Raw genomic sequence first — 18,354 nt, 5'->3', positions numbered from 1 at the left:
ACTGCCTTGTAATCACCACCCCCCCGACGCACCGCCGCCACCAAAACCACCGCCGCCGAAGCCACCACTGAATCCGCCCCCGCCTCCAAAGCCCCCACCACCGCCAAAGCTGCCGGAGCCACTGCTACGACCCATGTTGCTAAGAATAATCATATCCCAAATATCCAGTCCACCAGAGCGTCGCCCGCCATTTTTCCCGCCGCCCCTGCGATTTTTTCGGGATAGGATAATCAGGATAACAAAGAAGATGACAATGGGCAAGATGGAACTGAATGGAAAACCAGATCCTTTATCGTCGAAAGTCCGTTCTTCTTCGAACTGGCCGGTCAACACCTCAAATATGGCCTCGGCACCGTCGTTTAGTCCCCCGTAATAGTTGTCCTGCCTGAATTGGGGTAGAATTATTTTCTCGATAATCCGTTTGGACATGGCATCGGTCAGGTCGCCTTCCGTTCCGTAGCCTGTATTGATTGCGATACGCCTGTCATCCCTGGCCAGTAGTATTAAGACACCATTGTCCTTGTCCGCTTGGCCAATACCCCATTTCTGGCCCCATTGGGCCCCGAGGTAATTGATGTCCTCTCCTTCGGTGGAGCTAATAAGGGCCATTACAATCTGGGTAGAGGTACTGTCGGAATACCGGATGAGTTTTTGTTCCAAGGCCTCTTCCTGTTCCTGGGGAAGCAGGTCGATAAAGTCGTAAACGCTGGTTTCCTCCTTGGGCTTATCGGGAATTTGAAACTGCGCGAAAATACCTCCGCAGAACAAGGAGAAAAGAACCAAAAGCCCCCGCCTTAAGAAGGACCTCACGTAATGGGGGCCGCTTTCCGCTGCGGGGAAGAGCACCAAAAGAGCCTGTATCAAACCGTTGGCATTCCATAAATTCAAGTATGGTGGAAATGAAATTCTCATTTATGGAATTTTATGATAATGAGCGTCCCTTGGAGATTTCGTCACTGAGTTCATTTTTGTCGTCGGATTGCCAAGGGAAATGGGCCTGTAGTTCCTTGCCGGCCTTCAGGATGCCGTCGATAATGCCCTGTTTGAAGCTGTTTTTTTTGAATTGTGCCTGAATGGCATCGCGGGTGGAATCCCAAAAATCGTCGGGCACCACCTTGTCGATACCCCGATCGCCGTAGATGGAGAACTTTCGATCGTTGACCGCGACGTAGATGAGCACACCGTTCTCTTCCTTGGTGTTGCCCATTTTAAGCATCTGGAATACTTCTTTGGCCCGGTCCATAGGATCAAATTCGGTATGGGCCTCGATATGGACGCGGATTTCGCCCGAGGTTTTCCTTTCGGCCGTAAGAATGGCCTGTACGATTTCCTGTTCTTCCTCAGCCGTTAAGAAATCCTCTACTCTTGACATAAAATAGTTTCAAAAATTGACGTAAGTCGATAGGAGGTTGGATCGTTATTCAAAATCAAAGTCCACATCGGGTGCCGTTTCCGAACCGGGATCGGCACTATAGCGGGCCATTTCCTCAAAACCGAAGGTGTCGGCCAAGAGTTTGCCGGGAAACTTGGTGGTATGGATGTCGTATTCGTTGACTTCTTGGTTAAAGCGGTCCCGGGCCACGTTAATGCGGTTTTCGGTGCCTTCCAGTTGCGACTGAAGTTCGAGAAAATTTTGGTTCGCCTTAAGTTCCGGATAGCGTTCCACGACGACCATCAACCTGCTCAAAGCGCCGGTGAGTCCGCTTTGGGCCTGCTGGAAAGCTTCCATGTTCTGGGGGGTCAGATTGTCGGCATCGATTGAGGTCGAGGTGGCCTTGGCCCTGGCTTCGATAACGTCGGTCAAGGTACCGCGTTCGAAATCGGCCGCTCCCTGTACGGTCTTGACCAGGTTGCCGATCAGGTCGTTACGACGTTGATAGGCGCTTTCTACGTTCGACCAAGCGGTCTTGGCATCGGCCTCCAGTTCAACGGCGGTGTTGTTGAAGCCAACGGCCCATTGATATACGGCAAACCCGATTATGGCGAGGATAATTAATGCGATAATTCCTTTTTTCATTTCAGTGGTTTAAATTGCTAAGTTAATCGTTGTTCTAAAGCTGTTCCTTAATCTTGATCAGTTCCGACTTTACGCGCTCGAGCTTATCGATAATCTCAAATGTATGAAGCGTTTTTTGACGGTTTTCCCTTAAGTGCAGTTTGGCACCTTCGAGGGTAAAGCCGCGCTCCTTGACCAGATGATAGATAAGTTTCAGGTTTTCGATATCCTGGGGGGTGAACTTGCGGTTTCCCTTGGCGTTCTTCTTAGGCTTCAGGGCGTCGAACTCTTTCTCCCAAAAGCGGATGAGCGAGGTATTCACATCGAAGGCCCGGGCGACCTCGCCGATACCGTAATAGCGTTTTTCGGGAAGCTCTATTTGCATGGTTTAATCTAGGGATTGATTTTCTTGCTGGGCATGTTTTAACATATTCTCGAATTCTTTCGCGCTCAAACTGCCATAGTAAAAGTTAATGGGATTGATACGTTCCCCGTCTTTCCAGACTTCGTAGTGTACGTGTGGGGCCTCCGAGCGACCGGTACTGCCCACGAATCCGATGAGGTCACCGCGTTTCACCTTTTGATTGCGCTTAACATTGTAGGCGCTCATGTGGGCGTAGAGGGTCTTGTAGCCATATCCGTGGTCGATGCGTACGTGCTTGCCGTAACCGGATGAATTGTTGTCGGCCCGTATCACCTTTCCATCCCCCGTGGCGTAAATCGGTTTTCCTTTGGGGGCCGAAAAATCCATGCCTCGATGCAACTTCCGCGCCTTGGTGAAGGGGTCGGTGCGCCATCCAAAGCCTGATGCCATATGTTTTAGGTCTTCATTGCGTACGGGCTGTATCGCAGGGATGGCCATCAACAGTTTTTCCTTTTCCTCGGCCAATTTGGTGATTTGGTCGAGGGATTTGGATTGTATGGCCATCTGTTTTTTGATGATATCGAGGCGCTTCGTAGTTTCGATGATCATCTCTGAATTGTTGAAGCCCTCAAGCGATTTGTAGCGGTTCACCCCCCCGAAACCGGCAAGCCGCTGTTCTTCGGGAATAGGGTTGGCCTCAAAATATAATCGGTAGATGTTGTTGTCCCGATTGGCAATATTGGCCAGCACCTCTTCCATTTGTCCCATTTTGCGGTTTAACAGCTCGAACTGCAGTTCGTAGTTGTTGACTTCGCGCTGAAGGGACAGTTCTTGGGGCGTATTGATGAGGTTCGTGTTCATTAAAAGAATGAGCGCAAGTAATCCGAAGAAAAAAGAACCGAGAATGAAAAAGGCTATGTTTCGATAGCGCCGTGATTTTTTCGGCTCTATCTTTCGGTACGATAGCGTGTCGGGATCGTAATAGTACTTTACTTTAGACATGGTTTTTGTTTCTGCTTATCCATTTCGGAGCGTCACCTTGAGGTACAATTCTGAGGCGTAAGCCAATTCTATCGCTTGCTTTAAAGATCAATCCTAGAAAATGATGGGCCGGACTTGCTACCTCCAATTGTCCCAAGTCCACCCCGATGGTCCTGCCATTTTCCGTATCATCATTGAATTTTATCCTATTTTTGTGGCATTTCGCCGAATCACACAAATATAAAGATAGTTTCTTTTATAACGTTACTATTTGCATTACCTTATATATCGCAATGATTTCCAAACAAATCAGACAGAAATTCCTGAATTTCTTTAAAGAAAAAGACCATAAGATTGTGCCCTCGGCGCCCATGGTGACCAAAGATGATCCTACGTTGTTGTTTACAAACGCGGGCATGAACCAATTCAAGGAATTTTTCCTGGGGAACAGTATCGCGAAACATCCGCGGGTAGCCGATACCCAAAAATGCCTACGGGTCAGCGGAAAACACAATGATTTAGAAGAGGTGGGGAAGGATACGTACCATCACACCATGTTCGAGATGCTGGGCAATTGGAGTTTCGGGGACTATTTTAAGGAGGATGCGATCCGCTGGGCCTGGGAATTGCTGACAGAAGAGCTCAAGATCGATAAAGAAAGCCTGTATGTCTCCGTTTTCGAGGGCAGTACCGAGGATGGTTTGGAAGTGGATAAACAGGCTTATGAACTATGGAAGGCCATCGTACCCGAAGACCGCATCCTTTTGGGCAATAAAAAAGATAATTTTTGGGAGATGGGCGATCAAGGTCCCTGTGGCCCCTGTTCCGAAATCCATGTCGATATCCGTTCGGATGCCGAAAAGGCCAAGGTTCCCGGGGCAACTTTGGTCAATCAAGATCATCCCCAAGTGGTCGAAATTTGGAACCTGGTCTTTATGCAGTACAACCGCAAGGCCGACGGCAAACTTGAAGACCTGCCCGCCAAACACGTGGATACGGGAATGGGGTTCGAACGTTTGTGTATGGTGCTGCAAGGGAAGCAATCCAACTACGATACCGATATCTTTACGCCGATTATTAGGGAGATCGAACAGATTACCCAGTGCGAATACGGTAAGTCCGGAGCCGTGGGAGAAGAAACCGACATCGCCGTTCGGGTCATTGCTGACCACATCCGGGCGGTCGCCTTTTCAATTGCTGACGGACAGTTGCCCAGTAATACGGGTGCCGGCTATGTCATCCGTCGGATTTTACGTCGGGCGGTGCGCTACGGCTTCACATTTTTAAATACCAAAGAACCGTTCATGTTCCGGTTGGTCAACATCTTGACCGATACTATGGGCGATGCCTTCCCCGAACTGATCGAACAGCGGCAATTGATCGAGAACGTTATCAAGGAAGAAGAGCAGTCCTTTTTAAAGACCTTGGAACAGGGGCTGGTTTTGCTAGATCAGGTGGTCGCAGGAACCAAGGGAAAACAGGTCGATGGCCGAAAGGCCTTTGAGCTCTATGATACCTACGGCTTTCCCGTTGATCTTACCGCCTTGATCCTTCAGGAAAAAGGATATTCGTTGGATGAACAAAGCTTCGAGGCGGCGATGCAAGAACAGAAAAAACGTTCGAAATCGGCCTCAAAATCCACCAAGGAAGATTGGACGGTACTTTCCGACGACCCTGAGCAGGAGTTCATCGGCTATGACTATCTGGAAGCCCAGGTCAATCTGGTCAAATACCGGAAAGTAACCTCGAAAAAGGAGGGCGAGCAGTATCAATTGGTCTTTAACCTGACTCCGTTCTATCCCGAGGGCGGCGGACAGGTGGGGGATAAGGGCTATTTAGAAGCCCCCAACGGCAACGTGACCTATATTGTGGATACGAAAAGAGAAAACAACGAGATCGTACATTTCTCCAAGACCTTGCCCGAGAATACGGGCGCGACCTTTAAGGCAAGCGTGGACAAGCAACAGCGACGGCGTACACAGGCCAACCATACGGCAACGCATTTGTTGCACCAGGCCCTACGGGAAGTTTTGGGTACCCATGTGGAGCAGAAAGGCTCCGCGGTACACTCCAAATACCTGCGTTTCGATTTTTCGCACTTCGCTAAGCTCACGGATGAAGAGCTTCGATCGGTCGAGAATTTCGTCAATGCTCGTATCACAGGGCATTTGGACCTGGAGGAACAAAGAAACGTGCCGATGGAAAAGGCCATTGCAGAGGGTGCTGTGGCCCTGTTCGGCGAAAAGTACGGCGATGCGGTACGGACCGTCCGATTTGGGAAGTCCTTCGAGCTCTGCGGCGGAACCCATGTCAGGAATACGGGCGACATCTGGTATTTCAAAATACGGTCGGAAGGTGCTGTGGCGGCAGGTATCCGCCGTATAGAGGCGATCACTTCCGATGCGGTCAGGGACTATTATGAGGAAAACGACCGCAAACTTGCCGATATCAGGTGGAAACTCAATAACCCCCAAGATCCGATAAAAGCGGTAGCGACCTTACAGGAGGAAAATGCCATGCTCAAAAAAGAGGTAGAAAGCCTGTTAAGGGACAAGGCCAAAAACCTGAAAGGTGAACTACAAGCCGAGCTGGAAGACCTTAACGGGGTGCAGTTTCTAGCCAGAAAAGTGGATTTGGACGCGGCCGGCATAAAGGACCTTTGTTTTGAAATGGGCAATGCCCAAGACGACCTGTTTTTATTGTTCGGCACCGAGCAGAACGGCAAGGCCCTGCTCTCGTGCTACATTTCCAAGAACCTTGTCGCGGAAAAGAATCTGAACGCCGGAAATATCGTCCGTGAACTCGGAAAATACATTCAGGGCGGCGGCGGTGGCCAACCGTTTTTCGCCACTGCCGGTGGCAAGAACCCCGCCGGGATCGACGCCGCTTTGGAGCAGGCGCGGGGCTATTTGGATTAGCGAAATAGAAGACCCCAAAGGTTTCGGCGCTAAGGTAAATCAGTACTACTGAAACTCTCGACTAGAACTTGGCTTTATCGAAAATTTGGAAAAAACCTTTGGGGTCTTTACCTAACAAATTAGATGTTCCATCGGTTAAGTCCCCTGTCCCTTCCGGAATGAGATGACCCCCGAATCCGCGATTAAATTGTATTTTTATAGGAATATGTATCCGTTAAGCCGTAAAAGCAAATTCGATGAAGGTGTCCTTTAGAACCAAGGAAGAAAGCAACCGGGAGCAGCGAGATGAATTTCTGAAACTTCCTCCCGTAGAGCGTATCTACGCTTTTTTAGATTTGATGGACCGTCTAAAGGACTATCCTACAAAGGCCGCTCCTAAAAATAAAGATAATTTTTTGATTGAGATAACCTCGAAGAAATTTTGAATAATTGGAAGGATCAAATAGATGGGTTTATCAGGCTCTGTAATGACTGCGATGTCAGAATGTTGATGGTAGGCGGCGGGGCAGTAAATTTTCATGGTTATCAGCGGCATTCCGCCGATGTAGATTTTTGGATCGACATGAATCCTGAAAACTTAAAAAACCTGGTCCGCGTTTTTCGTGCAATGGATTATGAAATTGACGATTTTCCGAACGATGTCAAAGAACAAAGACAAAACATATCGATTAAATTTTCACCACTGGATTTAGACCTAGAGTTGATTACCAATTTCTCGGTCAACAAAACCTTTGAAGAGGCCTATCGAAACTCGGAAATCGTCTCCAAGGAAGAAAACTCGGGCTTAAAATGGAGGGTTCTTTCGTTTGACGACTTGATAACAAGTAAGATAAAATCGGGTCGCCCAAAGGATTTGCTGGATGTTCAGGAACTGCAAAAGGTGAAAAGAGGCTAACGGGAAGCCTGATTCTACCGATAAGACCGTGTCCCATCCCGGCATTACCGCGAAACGCCCCCAAACTTTATTTTTTTAATTTCACCCCATGAAGAAAATTCTGATCGGTGTTGTAGTTGCTCTAGCGGTGGTCTTCGTCGTTCGATCTTGTGCGGATGATAAAGCGGAAAATTCCATCCTCGAGGAAAACTCCATGCTGATCCAGCAACAGATCGAGAACGTGTCCAAATTGGTAGTTACCGAAGGCCATTTTGCGGAGGTTTATAATTATAAGGATTCCAAGGCCGTTTTCGGCCCCTTGGTCTCTGCCCATAAAAAGGCCTTGGTGGTCGTAAACGCCGACGTGACCGTGGCTTACGACCTGTCCAAAATCGAATTTGAAGTCGATCGGGAGACCAAGACACTGCGGATCGAGAGCATTCCCGATCCCGATATTAAAATAAGTCCCGATTTTGAATATTACGATGTGACCTCCGATTACCTGAATATGTTCGACGCTTCGGACTATAACAAAATCAAGAAAAGTGTTAGGGCGTCGTTGATGAAAAAAGTCGAGCGCTCTTCGCTCCTCAACAATGCCGACAACCGATTGATCAGCGAACTGCAGAAATTCTATATTCTGACGAGTTCAATGGGATGGACGTTGGAGTATGGCGGGCAAACCGTTAAGGACAATGTGGGGGTAGAGGGGCTGCAAGAAGTTTTCTTGAAAGATTAATGGACGCGACCGAATCGAATTTACCGAATCTAGAGTCCGGGGCCACATCTTTTAATCATTAAAATTCCCCGAGGCTCTGCCCTGGGCGTAGCATCCAGATACTTAAGTTGTGCACAAAGAGCCAGGGGCCTAGAATCATGAGTCAAGACAGAAAGTCTTGTTTCTTGGCTCTGGTAGCGCAGCGGTCTTGCTTCTGATACCTCGCGGCGAACTTGCTCCGAGGTAGTTCATTCTTCTTTCGCAACAAACTTTTTCGCCCACGAAATATACTGCTCCCAATCGTACTCGGTCACATCATGCTTTCCGGTCCGGATGTGATAGGCTACCGTATGGTGAACGGGGGAACCGGTTTGGGGCATTTTGGTCCGAGCGAGTCCTTTTTTACCGTACAGTTGGTACACGGGCGTGACATAATGTGCCGATAAATACTCCCCCCTGGGATCTGCCCATTGATCATCTTCGGCACTGGCCACATAAAGTGGTCTTGGCGCTATCTGGGCCAGCAGTCCGTGCTGATCAATGGCTAGGGCTTCTTCATTATCGTTGTACGCGGTAAAGGTGTCGCTGAACCAGTGAGGAAAACGGGCATTGATGCGGCCAACGGTCTCCCCGAATTTCCGTTTTGAAAGCGCCGCCCCGCCGCATCCGGAATTGTTGCTGATCACTGCGGCAAAACGCTGGTCGCTGGCTCCCGCCCATAGGGCCGCCTTTCCCAGACGGGAGTGCCCGAACGAAATGACGCGGTGCGCGTCGACGTCCGAATCGGTTTCCAAATAATCCAAGGCGCGGCTCATGCCAAAAGCCCAAGCCGCGATGCTGCCCCACTCGTCCGCTTTGGGATTGGTCTGGCCCTCTTCATAGAACAAGCGGTGCAGCCCGTCCGAGAAATCGTTTTTATCAGGATCGACCTCGCCGTAGTAGATGGTAGCCAGTCCGAATCCGCCATCAATTATCTTTTCGATGGCCCAGCGATGGGTACGGACTCCGCGCGATGCTTTGGTGAGGGTGTTATCGGAGATACCGAAGTCCTCGTTGTCCATCGCCCACGCATTCGATATGATGACATTGGAATCATCGGTGATTGTATGGTTTCCGTAGAAATTATAGCCGAGGAAAATTGGGGAGGCCTTCCCATTGTTCGGTAGGTAGAGGAGGATGTGGAAGCTGAGGGACTTCCCGTTTTTAAACATATCGACCTCGATTTGTTTGCGGATGGCCTTTCCGCCTAATGCCTCGGTCGATCCCTCGACCACCTCGAAGGATAAGCTATCCAGTTTCCCCGGAACTTTGCCGTATACCTGCTCCTCAAAGAAGTGATAAAGCTCCGGTCGGCGTGTGTTCTCCCATCCTGAAGTATCGTTGACCTTTTTCCCATCAAACGTGGTCAAAAGATCGGAGGCCTCGAATTTTGGGACTTTGGTTTCGTCATAATTGGGTTCGAACTGTGCAGTGGCCATACAAATGGGATAAGTTATAAGGATGTAAAATAGGATGCGCTTCATGAAAGCAAGATAGGGAAAAGTATGGGATTCTCTAGACGGAAGACCGATGACCGAAGACAGCTGGCAAAAGGTTGAAGAAGGAAGGGCGAAACATCGATGACGAAAGGAGAGAGGAGGAAGATTGTATCGGGAGAACGGAAAGTCAGCTACGGATGACAGCTGGCCGATAACCTAAGGTGGAGTAAAAAACTAGGTTACCGAAGAAGGTGCGTGACTCACGAGATTCCTACTGGTAAAAAACCCGATCGGGATGGGCTTAAGTATTCACCTTTGAATTACGAAATTATCCTCCACCAACTCCACCCCGTCATCGATCAGATGCCCGACTTTCGGATTTCCCCGTTTGACATCCTCCAAGTGACTAAGGATTTCTTCTGCAAATTCAATGTCACCGTTCGCTTTGGCGAGCTCGTAAAGCTCGACGGACAAGAGCCAATCGTTTGGATATTCGTTTTGTAGGGCGTCAAGCACTTTATGTCTTGAGATTGTAGTATTCTTCCCCTCCCTAAAATGGCGTATTTGGTCATAATATTGTTCCAAACGGGTCTGTTGCTCCGAAATCTCAGGTTTGATGGTCGTCGACGAAATCTCGTGGGTAATAAGGTCAAAGCTGTTGACGTCGGCGGGGCCGTTAAAGGCCGAAACCACGCTTTCGCCTACGGCCATGCTATAGGTTTCCTCTTTTGACTCGAATAAAAGTTCGTCATTGTGGGTAACCTTGCAATCTTTAAAGGTGACCAAGAGAATGGCCCCACTGAGGTTGCGGGTTCCGGTAACAATTTCGCCGGCTACCTTGATTCCACCTTCGAAATCCAATTCAATCTTACGTCCCTCAAATATATTGTAGGCTTTCAGGTCACGGGGGGCCATATTTTCGATGGCCAGATTGATGCCTTTTAACTTTCCTACGGGCGATCCAAAACCGGATGCGTGCTGTTCGATGCCATGGCCGACGAGCTCTTTTTCACGATAGGCGAGAGCGGTCTTTCCTTTGGTCTGAAAATAAACGGGATTGCCCTTGTGTCCGATGACGCTCTCGAAATTGCCCGAGATCTGCAAGCCCGTACTCAGTTCGATGCTGCCCAATTCCTTGGAGGCGATCAGTTTTTGAAGTCCTGATAACCCTCCGGTACGCAAGGCCATAGTATCGGCAAAATCTTCAAGTACCTGATTCAGAAAAGCAAAATCGGGAGTCACGAAAAGTTGGGGCTGCGGCTGGGTAATATCAAAGGAAGTGTAGGCCGCCTCAATGGAATAGGGCACTTTCTTGACCTTCTCCTTCATGCACCAGGCACTTTCCCCGATGGAGGAAAGCAGTCCCGCGCCATAGATTTTCGGGTGCTCGGGCGTACCGATAAGTCCGTACTCGACCGTCCACCAGTGGAGGTTACGGATCAGGGCGATTTCGCTGGGTTCGCCCATGTTATCCTGTAGCTTTTCGATACGTTTCTGGGCGGCATCGATTTCTTCCTTCGGGGTTCCGGCGGCCTCCTTGATGATGGAGAGGTGCCGCACCGCCTCGTACAGCTCAAAATCCTTGGCATTGGAGATGGCCTTACAGCCGATTTCCCCAAAGCGACGCAGGTATTCGGCGTATTCGGGATTGGCGATGATCGGCGCATGTCCGGCCCCTTCGTGAATGATATCGGGTGCGGGGGTATATTCAATATGGTCGAGCTGACGGATGTCCGAGGCGATGACCAACACGTTATAGGCCTGGAACTCCATAAAGGCCGAAGGAGGGATAAACCCGTCCACGGCCACGGCGGCCCATCCGATTTCCTTGAGAATACGGTTCATGCCGTACATATTGGGGATATGGTCTACCGATATCCCCGTTTTTTTCAATCCGTCCAGATATGACCCGTGGGCGACCTTACTGAGATAATCCACGTTCTTCCGCATGACATACCGCCACACGGCCTGGTCAATGGCCGAGTAGTCCCCGTAATTCTGGGGCTTGATATACTGCCTAAGGTGTTCGGGCAGTTTATCGAGTACGGGATTGCTTTTGTAGGACATGATATGGGATACTATCTAGCCGCTACCTGATTCGGCGGATACTGCATCAAAATTTCGGACACGAATTCGCGGATACGTTCCTCTTTCTTTTCGATATTCTCAATATTGCCCAAATTGCCGACCCCTTTGCCTTGCCAGACCAGTTCCTTACTGTCTGCGTCGATCAGGTCAATATAGAGTGACCCTTCGGTACGGGTGCTGGCATAGGCGCCACGACCGTAACCGGGACCCCAGTAATAAGGACTCCAGCCCCATCCATAATAGCCATAGCCGCCCCAATAGTTGTTGTAAATATCGACTTGCTCTTTCTCTTTTGTGAAAATACTGACCAACAGATCAGGATTTTCGGACTTCACAAAACCGCGTTGGGACATCTCCGCCTCGATGGCCCTTAAAATCCGTTTTTTATCCAGATCGGATATCTGTACTTTGTCTATGCCCGTTTTATAGAAAGCATACGACTTGTACTCGTTGAAGTTGGCCTGTCTGTCGTAATCGGAAAGCACCTTGACCGAAGAACACGCACTTAAAAAAAGTACGGCCAGCATCGGCATCACTAGCGTTTTTATAGTTTTCATACATTTGTTTTTATACGGATTAATAAAAATCAAAAATCATGCCGAATCATCCGAAATCGCTATTGGTGATTTGTTTTAGGGTCATAGCCGTAGGGGCAATGCCTACATCCGCTTTCACAGCAATAGCCGCGTTTTAAATGATATGCTTCGGTAAATACCCTGTAGCCTTTTTCAGATAGGTAAAAGTCGTCTGTCTCCATAGAATTCCTCCTTCTCATCGTTCCAAGCAATCGTACGGCAATTGGTTCTACCCTATGCATCTCCGCTATATGCTAATTAAAGATACTACAAATGTTTGTAAAAGACCATAAACCGATCATAAACCGTAACTTTCACGGGTAATTCAGACGGTTGGCCGAGGTGGTGCCATCGCTGTCGATAAGTTCGTGTTAACGATTATAGTGTGCTGTTGACAATTATCTGCGCAGACGCTCGTTTTATAGCTGGATCATGATTGTAATATTCAAACATTTATTCTATAAGAATTACGTCGGCCTGTCTCTTTGGCCCTTTATTATCTTGAAAGACGGTGCTCTAAAAGACGATATGGTGCTGATCAATCATGAGCGGATCCACCTAAAGCAACAACAAGAGCTGTTGCTTGTTTTCTTTTATCTTTTTTATTTTTCGGAATGGCTGATGCGGACGTTGTTTTATTTGGATAGCTATAAGGCCTACCAGAATATAAGCTTCGAACGGGAGGCGTACGCCAACGAAAAGAACCTCGACTACCCCCAAAATAGGAAGCTTTTCGGATTTTTAAAGTATTTTTGAGGGATAAGATAACGTCTGGGAGCCCGTGCCGGGTTAGGGTTTTCTATCTCGTCGATTTAATGGGTGCAGAAAGTTTAGAGGTGTAGGAGTCCGGAATTCAGGGAATGGGAAAGTTCAGAAATACCGATAGCATTCATGCTCCAACCTTGGAGGAAAAAGGGAAGGTCCGTAATCAAGCGGTTACGCTCCCAATACTTTCCGAGAAGCAAGTTTCCCTTACGATAAAGAGGGAAGATTTGATACATCCCCTGATTTCGGGGAACAAATTCCGAAAGCTCAAATACAATCTTATTGAGTCACATCGTAAGGGATTCGATACCGTCCTCACTTTTGGGGGTGCCTTTTCCAACCATATCGCGGCCACGGCCTATGCCGGAAAATTGCAGGGTCTGAAAACGGTGGGCATCATCCGGGGGCATGAACTGGCCGAAAAATGGGAATCCAATCCTACCTTGCGATCGGCGTCCGACCAAGGGATGCAGTTGGAATTTGTCTCTAGGGAAGCTTATCGCGACAAGGAGAATCCATCCTACTTAAAATACTTACAACACCGGTTCGGACCCTGCTACCTGTTGCCCGAGGGCGGTACCAATCCTTTGGCGGTAAAGGGATGCGAGGAGATCTTGACCCCGTCAGATGCCGATTTCGATGTAATCTGCTGCCCTGTAGGAACCGGCGGAACCCTCGCCGGAATCATCAATGCATCCCTTGAAAATCAGCAAATTTTGGGGTTTCCCGCTCTGAACGGCGGATTTTTAAGCGAAGATATTCGTAATTTTGCCCGAAAGGAGAATTGGGAATTGGTGGATGATTACCATTTTGGAGGGTATGCAAAGGTAACGGGCGAGCTTGTACACTTTATTAACGATTTCAAGAAACGTACCTGTATTCCCCTAGACCCGATATACACCGGAAAAATGGTTTTAGGGATTTTCGAGCTGATCAAAAAGGATTACTTTCCTCCTAAAACCAGAATTTTAGTCGTACATACGGGGGGATTACAAGGTATCTCGGGGATGAATATCCATTTAAAAAAGAAAAATTTACCAGCATTGGACCTATGATACGAAATCTTATTCTGCTATTTGTTCTAGGAACTGTTTTTATCGGATGTAAATCCAAAAAACGGGCAGTCGCAACGGAGAACCATCGTCCAACAGAATCCAAGGAAACCACGGTCGCCCACCAAGTTGAAAAGGTTGACGACGGCGTTTACGTGATGCCCGAGGACACGGGGGAGTTTGTTCGTTACGAAATCGATTCCCCCGAGGAATATATCGAGACCTTTGCCGAAATCGCCCAGTTCGAAATGAAGGCCTATGGGATTCCCGCTAGTATCACGCTCGCCCAGGGATTGCTCGAAAGTGGCATTGGAAGGGGAGAGCTGGCGCGTAAGACCAACAACCACTTCGGTATCAAATGCCATCGGGGCTGGCAAGGCGATTTCGACCACCACGACGACGACGTCAAAGGGGAGTGTTTCAGGAAATACAATCACCCCATGTATTCGTATCGAGATCACAGCATCTTTTTGACCGGGCGCTCGCGGTATAATTTTCTCTTCGATCTCCCGAACGACGATTATAAAAAATGGGCCAAGGGACTTCGAAAGGCCGGGTATGCCACTGACAAAAGGTATCCCGAGAAATTAATTGCCCTTATCGAACGCTATGATCTTGACAGGTTCGACACCGCCGTGGTCGAATCGGGCTATGGGCAAAAACGGAGCGGCCGATCGGCTTCCGACCCGGAATCCCCACCGATGACCGAGCGGGACCCGCGAACGGAAGCATCCGGTGCCGGATATGGAAATGACGGAAAATCAGAGGTTGCCGCTGCTGGAGCCCGATACGCCAGTCATACCGTGCAGGCGGGCGATACGCTGTACTCCATCTCAAAGCGCTACGCCGTTTCCGTAAACGATTTAAAACGCTGGAACTATCTTTACGACAACGACTTGGCCATCGGGCAGGAGCTAACCGTAAAAACGGAAAACTTTAACAAGTAATGGACACCGACAATCTTTAGACAGAAACCTACAGGGCGGTAATGATCGAGGCCGAATGCTGACCCATGTCCTGACCATCCGCTTTGGAGTTCTGGCTTCGTGCTGTAAGGACGAGTCCGAATACCTCGAAAAATCCGAATCCTCAATCGCTTTAATTAAAAACTTGACCGATTTTGACCGGGAGGATATCTTTTTTGTTTGGCAAGAACCCCGACGAAGGGGCTTTAAATTCCACCCTGAGGAAAATGCATGCCCAAATCGACAATGTCCAAAAAACACCGTTGAACGTTAGACATTACGATTTTTGAATTTTAGAGGTCAGTAGTCAAATACATACAATGAATTTTGTTTAAGTATCTGAAATTCAAAACATGCTTGATGTCCGATCGAGCGCAGTCAAGAACTTCTCGGTCCCCTCAAAACTATATTCCAACAGAGTTAGTCTCGAGCGAAGCCGAAAGGATCGACTTCGCTGAAGCTCTTGCGGGCCTGCCCCGAGATAGGTTATTGGTTCAATTCCCTCAATAGACCTTGCTCTGAAGTGGTGTTTTTAAGGTTGAATTCCAGGATCTAAAACCCCTAAATTCTCGATGAATATTTTCTAAATCGATTTCTGAATAGTAGTTTGCACTTTTCCGCTTAAACCTCAATTCTTATACTCAAATTCTATGTTATACAAAAGAAGCAGCGCCCTATTTGCCGAGGCCCAAAATTATATTCCCGGTGGGGTAAATTCCCCCGTACGTGCCTTTAAGGCGGTCGGTGGCGACCCGATTTTCGTCAAAAGTGCCAAGGGCGCCTATCTCCACGATGAAGACGGCAATCGCTTGATCGATTATATCGCTTCGTGGGGGCCCCTAATCCTGGGCCATGCCTACGAACCGGTCATCGATGCCGTCATCGAAAAGGCCAAAAAGGGCACTTCGTTCGGTATGCCCACTGAGATCGAGACCGAATTGGCCAAGTTGGCGGTTTCGATGGTTCCGAACATCGATAAGATCCGTTTTGTGAACAGTGGCACCGAGGCCTGTATGAGTGCCGTACGTTTGGCGCGTGGCTATACCGGAAAGGATAAGATCATCAAATTCGCGGGCTGCTATCACGGCCACTCCGATTCCTTTTTGATACAGGCCGGCAGTGGTGCGGTGACGTTTGGGAGTCCCAATAGCCCGGGAGTGACCCAAGGCACGGCCAAGGACACGTTGTTGGCGAAATACAACGATTTACAGAGTGTCCGTGACCTAATCGAGGCCAATCGAGGCGAAATCGCCTGCATCATTATCGAACCGGTCGCCGGTAATATGGGATGTATCGTGCCCAACCATGCTTTTATACATGGATTACGGGATATCTGTTCCGAAGAAGAAATATTGTTGGTGTTCGATGAGGTCATGACGGGGTTCCGCTTGGGCAAGGGTGGCGCTCAGGAGGCCTTGGGCGTCGATGCCGATATTCTCTGCTTCGGAAAGGTCATCGGCGGCGGATTGCCGGTCGGTGCCTTTGCGGCAAACTCCGAGATTATGGCCCATCTTGCCCCGGAAGGCCCAGTGTACCAGGCAGGAACCTTAAGTGGAAACCCTTTGGCGATGGCAGCGGGACTCGCCATGTTGACCGAGCTGAACGAACGGCATGAAGTGTTCGACAGCCTGGCAAAAAAAACGGAACACCTTCACAAAGGTTTCGAATCCGTTTTGAAGCATAAAAGCGTTCCCTATCAGATCAATCGCTTTGGAAGTATGATCTCGGTACATTTTACGGATGCCCCGGTGATCGACTTTGAGACGTCCGCCAAAGGAAACAACGAAACGTTTAAAAACTATTTCCACGGGATGTTGGACAAGGGAGTCTATCTGCCACCCAGTGCCTTTGAAAGCTACTTCTTGAACGACGCCTTGACCTACGATGATCTAGATGAAACTATCGCGGCTTTGGAGCGTCTTGAACTATAAGACGATGTTTTCACAGGCTGAAGCTCCGTAAAAGAAGGCAAATCATAAAATATTAAAAGAAATTAAACGTTGAGTTTGTTATACGATTATTAAGTTTTATTTTCATACCCCCAATTTTATTATCGTGTAAAATTTCATCCATGCGGAGCTTTAAAATTATTGTAGGCGCTCTTATCGCCATTCCCTTATTTTTTGTAGTGGCCACATTATGTGGCAACTCCTCCGCGGAAGAAGCTGAAACGAAGGCATTGGCCAAAGTACCCGAACTGGTAAAAGCTTCGGTGGACCCCAAGGAGGTAGCCTTATACTCGGAGAACAAGCGTGAACTGCAAGTGGCATTGGCCGCCTATTTCAAAAAAGCGGTCGCGTTGGGTGATATTGTCGGGGCGGGCGTAAGTATCGTAAAAGGCGATTCCATCGTAGTTTCCGAGGGCTTTGGAAAAAGAAAAAGCGGTGAAAGGGATAAGGTCGACGGAGAGACCGTTTTCAGACTGGGCTCACTGTCCAAAGGCTTTGCGGGCGTACTGGCCGCAGAACTTGAAGATGAAGGCAAACTACATTGGAGCGATAAGGTCCGTGATTTCGTTCCGGATTTCCAGTTGGGAGATATCAAAAATACCGCAAAGATTACCTTGGCCCATATTTTATCCCATACTTCCGGCACCCCGTATCACAGTTATACCAATTTGGTCGATGCCGGCATTCCAATTGGTAAAATTGCCAGCATGTTCAAGAAAGTGAATCCGATCAGCGAACCTGGCGCAATGTACAGCTATCAAAATGCCATGTTCTCCCTAAGCAGCGAAATCATGCGGGAGGCATCCGGTGAGGATTTCGCCGAAGCGCTTCAGAATCGGTTTTTTAATCCACTTGAAATGTGCAGTACGACCACGGATTTCGATATTCTGTCGCAAAATGCCAATGTCGCTATTCCACATGTGAGGGCCACAAGGGGGTGGAGGAGTACGAAGCTGACCGACAGTTACCACAACGCCATCGCCGCCGGCGGTATCAACGCCAGTGCGGGCGATATGGCCAAATGGATGCGGTTCCTATTGGGGCACAACCCCGAAATCATGAATGAAGCCGCTTTGGCGGATGCATTCGATCCCCAAATCGAAATCAAGTCCGGTAGAAAGTACTACTACCGTTGGCCGGGCCATTTAACCTCGTACTACGCCTACGGATGGCGTATCCATAAATTTCAGGAAGATGATGCTAAGGCCCCACGCACGATCTGGCACCATGGTGGAAGTGTAAATCATTTTCGAAATGAAATCGCGATTTATCCCGAATCCGATCTGGGAATCTGTGTACTTTTGAACAGCAACTCCAGACTGGCGAGTACTGTGATACCGGATCTGTACGCCATCGTCAAGGGCATATACACCAAAAATTCTCCTGTGGCCCCATCAACGGCTTCTGCTCTGAGTGACAATAGCGACTATGTCTTTGTAGAGTAGCATCTGGCAGATTTAAATTCTCTCTTCCTACATCGCTCGTTTACGTCTCCGACACAACTTTTTAAGGGATTTCCTTTATTGGACCAACTACTTCAAAAGCACGTGGCATTGCCTGTACTCATTTTGTTGTTCCTGACCACTCTGCGCCTATTGGCCAATAAAAAAGCACGGAGTAGGTCCGTGCTC

Annotated in this window: 18 protein-coding genes; 9 read left to right on the top strand and 9 right to left on the bottom strand. The window is 48.6% G+C overall.

The window, feature by feature from the left end:
- Window positions 1-12: 12 nt before the first annotated feature.
- Genes RQM65_RS05985 through RQM65_RS05965 form a run of 5 tightly spaced genes read right to left on the bottom strand, consistent with a single transcriptional unit; the run spans window position 13 to window position 3,362 of the window.
- Window positions 13-912 carry a TPM domain-containing protein gene (locus RQM65_RS05985; RefSeq protein ID WP_314013392.1) on the bottom strand — a complete coding sequence of 300 codons (900 nt, stop codon included), beginning with the start codon at window positions 910-912 and terminating at the stop codon, window positions 13-15.
- Between the two features lie 10 nt (window positions 913-922).
- Complete coding sequence (locus RQM65_RS05980; protein WP_314013391.1) at window positions 923-1,372, bottom strand: TPM domain-containing protein; 450 nt, start codon at window positions 1,370-1,372, stop codon at window positions 923-925.
- A gap of 45 nt (window positions 1,373-1,417) precedes the next feature.
- Window positions 1,418-2,017: a LemA family protein gene (locus RQM65_RS05975; protein ID WP_314013390.1), complete on the bottom strand. Its 600-nt coding sequence runs from the start codon at window positions 2,015-2,017 to the stop codon at window positions 1,418-1,420.
- A gap of 34 nt (window positions 2,018-2,051) precedes the next feature.
- On the bottom strand, window positions 2,052-2,381 hold the full coding sequence (locus RQM65_RS05970; RefSeq protein WP_314013389.1) for a MerR family transcriptional regulator: 330 nt from the start codon (window positions 2,379-2,381) through the stop codon (window positions 2,052-2,054).
- A gap of 3 nt (window positions 2,382-2,384) precedes the next feature.
- Complete coding sequence (locus RQM65_RS05965; RefSeq protein WP_314013387.1) at window positions 2,385-3,362, bottom strand: M23 family metallopeptidase; 978 nt, start codon at window positions 3,360-3,362, stop codon at window positions 2,385-2,387.
- A gap of 272 nt (window positions 3,363-3,634) precedes the next feature.
- Here RQM65_RS05965 and alaS point away from each other — a divergent pair, with 272 nt between their 5' ends.
- From alaS to RQM65_RS05945, 4 genes are all read left to right on the top strand, one after another.
- Window positions 3,635-6,259: an alanine--tRNA ligase gene (alaS, locus tag RQM65_RS05960; RefSeq protein ID WP_314013386.1), complete on the top strand. Its 2,625-nt coding sequence runs from the start codon at window positions 3,635-3,637 to the stop codon at window positions 6,257-6,259.
- Between the two features lie 236 nt (window positions 6,260-6,495).
- Entirely contained in the window at window positions 6,496-6,684 is a 189-nt protein-coding gene (locus RQM65_RS05955; RefSeq protein ID WP_314013385.1) for a hypothetical protein, read from the top strand.
- Window positions 6,681-7,154 (top strand): DUF6036 family nucleotidyltransferase, encoded by a 474-nt coding sequence (locus RQM65_RS05950; protein WP_314013383.1) that lies wholly within the window; start codon window positions 6,681-6,683, stop codon window positions 7,152-7,154. The genes RQM65_RS05955 and RQM65_RS05950 overlap by 4 nt, the downstream gene beginning before the upstream one ends.
- A gap of 88 nt (window positions 7,155-7,242) precedes the next feature.
- The gene (locus tag RQM65_RS05945) at window positions 7,243-7,872 is read left to right on the top strand and encodes a DUF4230 domain-containing protein (protein ID WP_314013381.1); all 630 of its coding nucleotides are present in this window, start codon (window positions 7,243-7,245) and stop codon (window positions 7,870-7,872) included.
- Between the two features lie 227 nt (window positions 7,873-8,099).
- On the opposite strand, the gene RQM65_RS05940 is transcribed toward RQM65_RS05945, so the two are convergent.
- From RQM65_RS05940 to RQM65_RS05925, 4 genes are all read right to left on the bottom strand, one after another.
- Window positions 8,100-9,374, bottom strand: a complete 1,275-nt coding sequence (locus tag RQM65_RS05940) for a glucuronyl esterase domain-containing protein (protein WP_314013379.1) — start codon at window positions 9,372-9,374, stop codon at window positions 8,100-8,102.
- Window positions 9,375-9,638: 264 nt separating this feature from the next.
- Complete coding sequence (locus RQM65_RS05935) at window positions 9,639-11,396, bottom strand: aromatic amino acid hydroxylase (RefSeq protein ID WP_314013377.1); 1,758 nt, start codon at window positions 11,394-11,396, stop codon at window positions 9,639-9,641.
- 11 nt (window positions 11,397-11,407) lie between these two features.
- Window positions 11,408-11,974 (bottom strand): DUF4136 domain-containing protein, encoded by a 567-nt coding sequence (locus RQM65_RS05930; RefSeq protein ID WP_314013376.1) that lies wholly within the window; start codon window positions 11,972-11,974, stop codon window positions 11,408-11,410.
- A gap of 59 nt (window positions 11,975-12,033) precedes the next feature.
- Window positions 12,034-12,192 (bottom strand): C1orf53 family protein, encoded by a 159-nt coding sequence (locus tag RQM65_RS05925; RefSeq protein WP_314013374.1) that lies wholly within the window; start codon window positions 12,190-12,192, stop codon window positions 12,034-12,036.
- A gap of 232 nt (window positions 12,193-12,424) precedes the next feature.
- Here RQM65_RS05925 and RQM65_RS05920 point away from each other — a divergent pair, with 232 nt between their 5' ends.
- The 5 genes from RQM65_RS05920 to RQM65_RS05900 all read left to right on the top strand — a co-directional run bounded on the left by RQM65_RS05920 (window position 12,425) and on the right by RQM65_RS05900 (window position 18,168).
- Window positions 12,425-12,748 carry a hypothetical protein gene (locus RQM65_RS05920; RefSeq protein WP_314013373.1) on the top strand — a complete coding sequence of 108 codons (324 nt, stop codon included), beginning with the start codon at window positions 12,425-12,427 and terminating at the stop codon, window positions 12,746-12,748.
- 104 nt (window positions 12,749-12,852) lie between these two features.
- Window positions 12,853-13,812, top strand: coding sequence for a 1-aminocyclopropane-1-carboxylate deaminase/D-cysteine desulfhydrase (locus RQM65_RS05915; RefSeq protein ID WP_314013372.1), 960 nt, complete (start codon window positions 12,853-12,855; stop codon window positions 13,810-13,812).
- Entirely contained in the window at window positions 13,809-14,756 is a 948-nt protein-coding gene (locus RQM65_RS05910; protein WP_314013370.1) for a glucosaminidase domain-containing protein, read from the top strand. The genes RQM65_RS05915 and RQM65_RS05910 overlap by 4 nt, the downstream gene beginning before the upstream one ends.
- Window positions 14,757-15,424: 668 nt before the next feature.
- The gene (gene hemL, locus RQM65_RS05905; RefSeq protein WP_314013368.1) at window positions 15,425-16,705 is read left to right on the top strand and encodes a glutamate-1-semialdehyde 2,1-aminomutase; all 1,281 of its coding nucleotides are present in this window, start codon (window positions 15,425-15,427) and stop codon (window positions 16,703-16,705) included.
- A 140-nt stretch (window positions 16,706-16,845) separates the two neighbouring features.
- Window positions 16,846-18,168 carry a serine hydrolase domain-containing protein gene (locus tag RQM65_RS05900; protein WP_314013367.1) on the top strand — a complete coding sequence of 441 codons (1,323 nt, stop codon included), beginning with the start codon at window positions 16,846-16,848 and terminating at the stop codon, window positions 18,166-18,168.
- Window positions 18,169-18,354: the final 186 nt, after the last annotated feature.

Origin of the sequence: Pricia mediterranea (genome assembly GCF_032248455.1) — a bacterium.
Classification (GTDB): domain Bacteria; phylum Bacteroidota; class Bacteroidia; order Flavobacteriales; family Flavobacteriaceae; genus Pricia; species Pricia mediterranea.
Note: the sequence above shows the minus strand (reverse complement) of the source record. Positions and strands in the feature narration are given on the sequence as shown.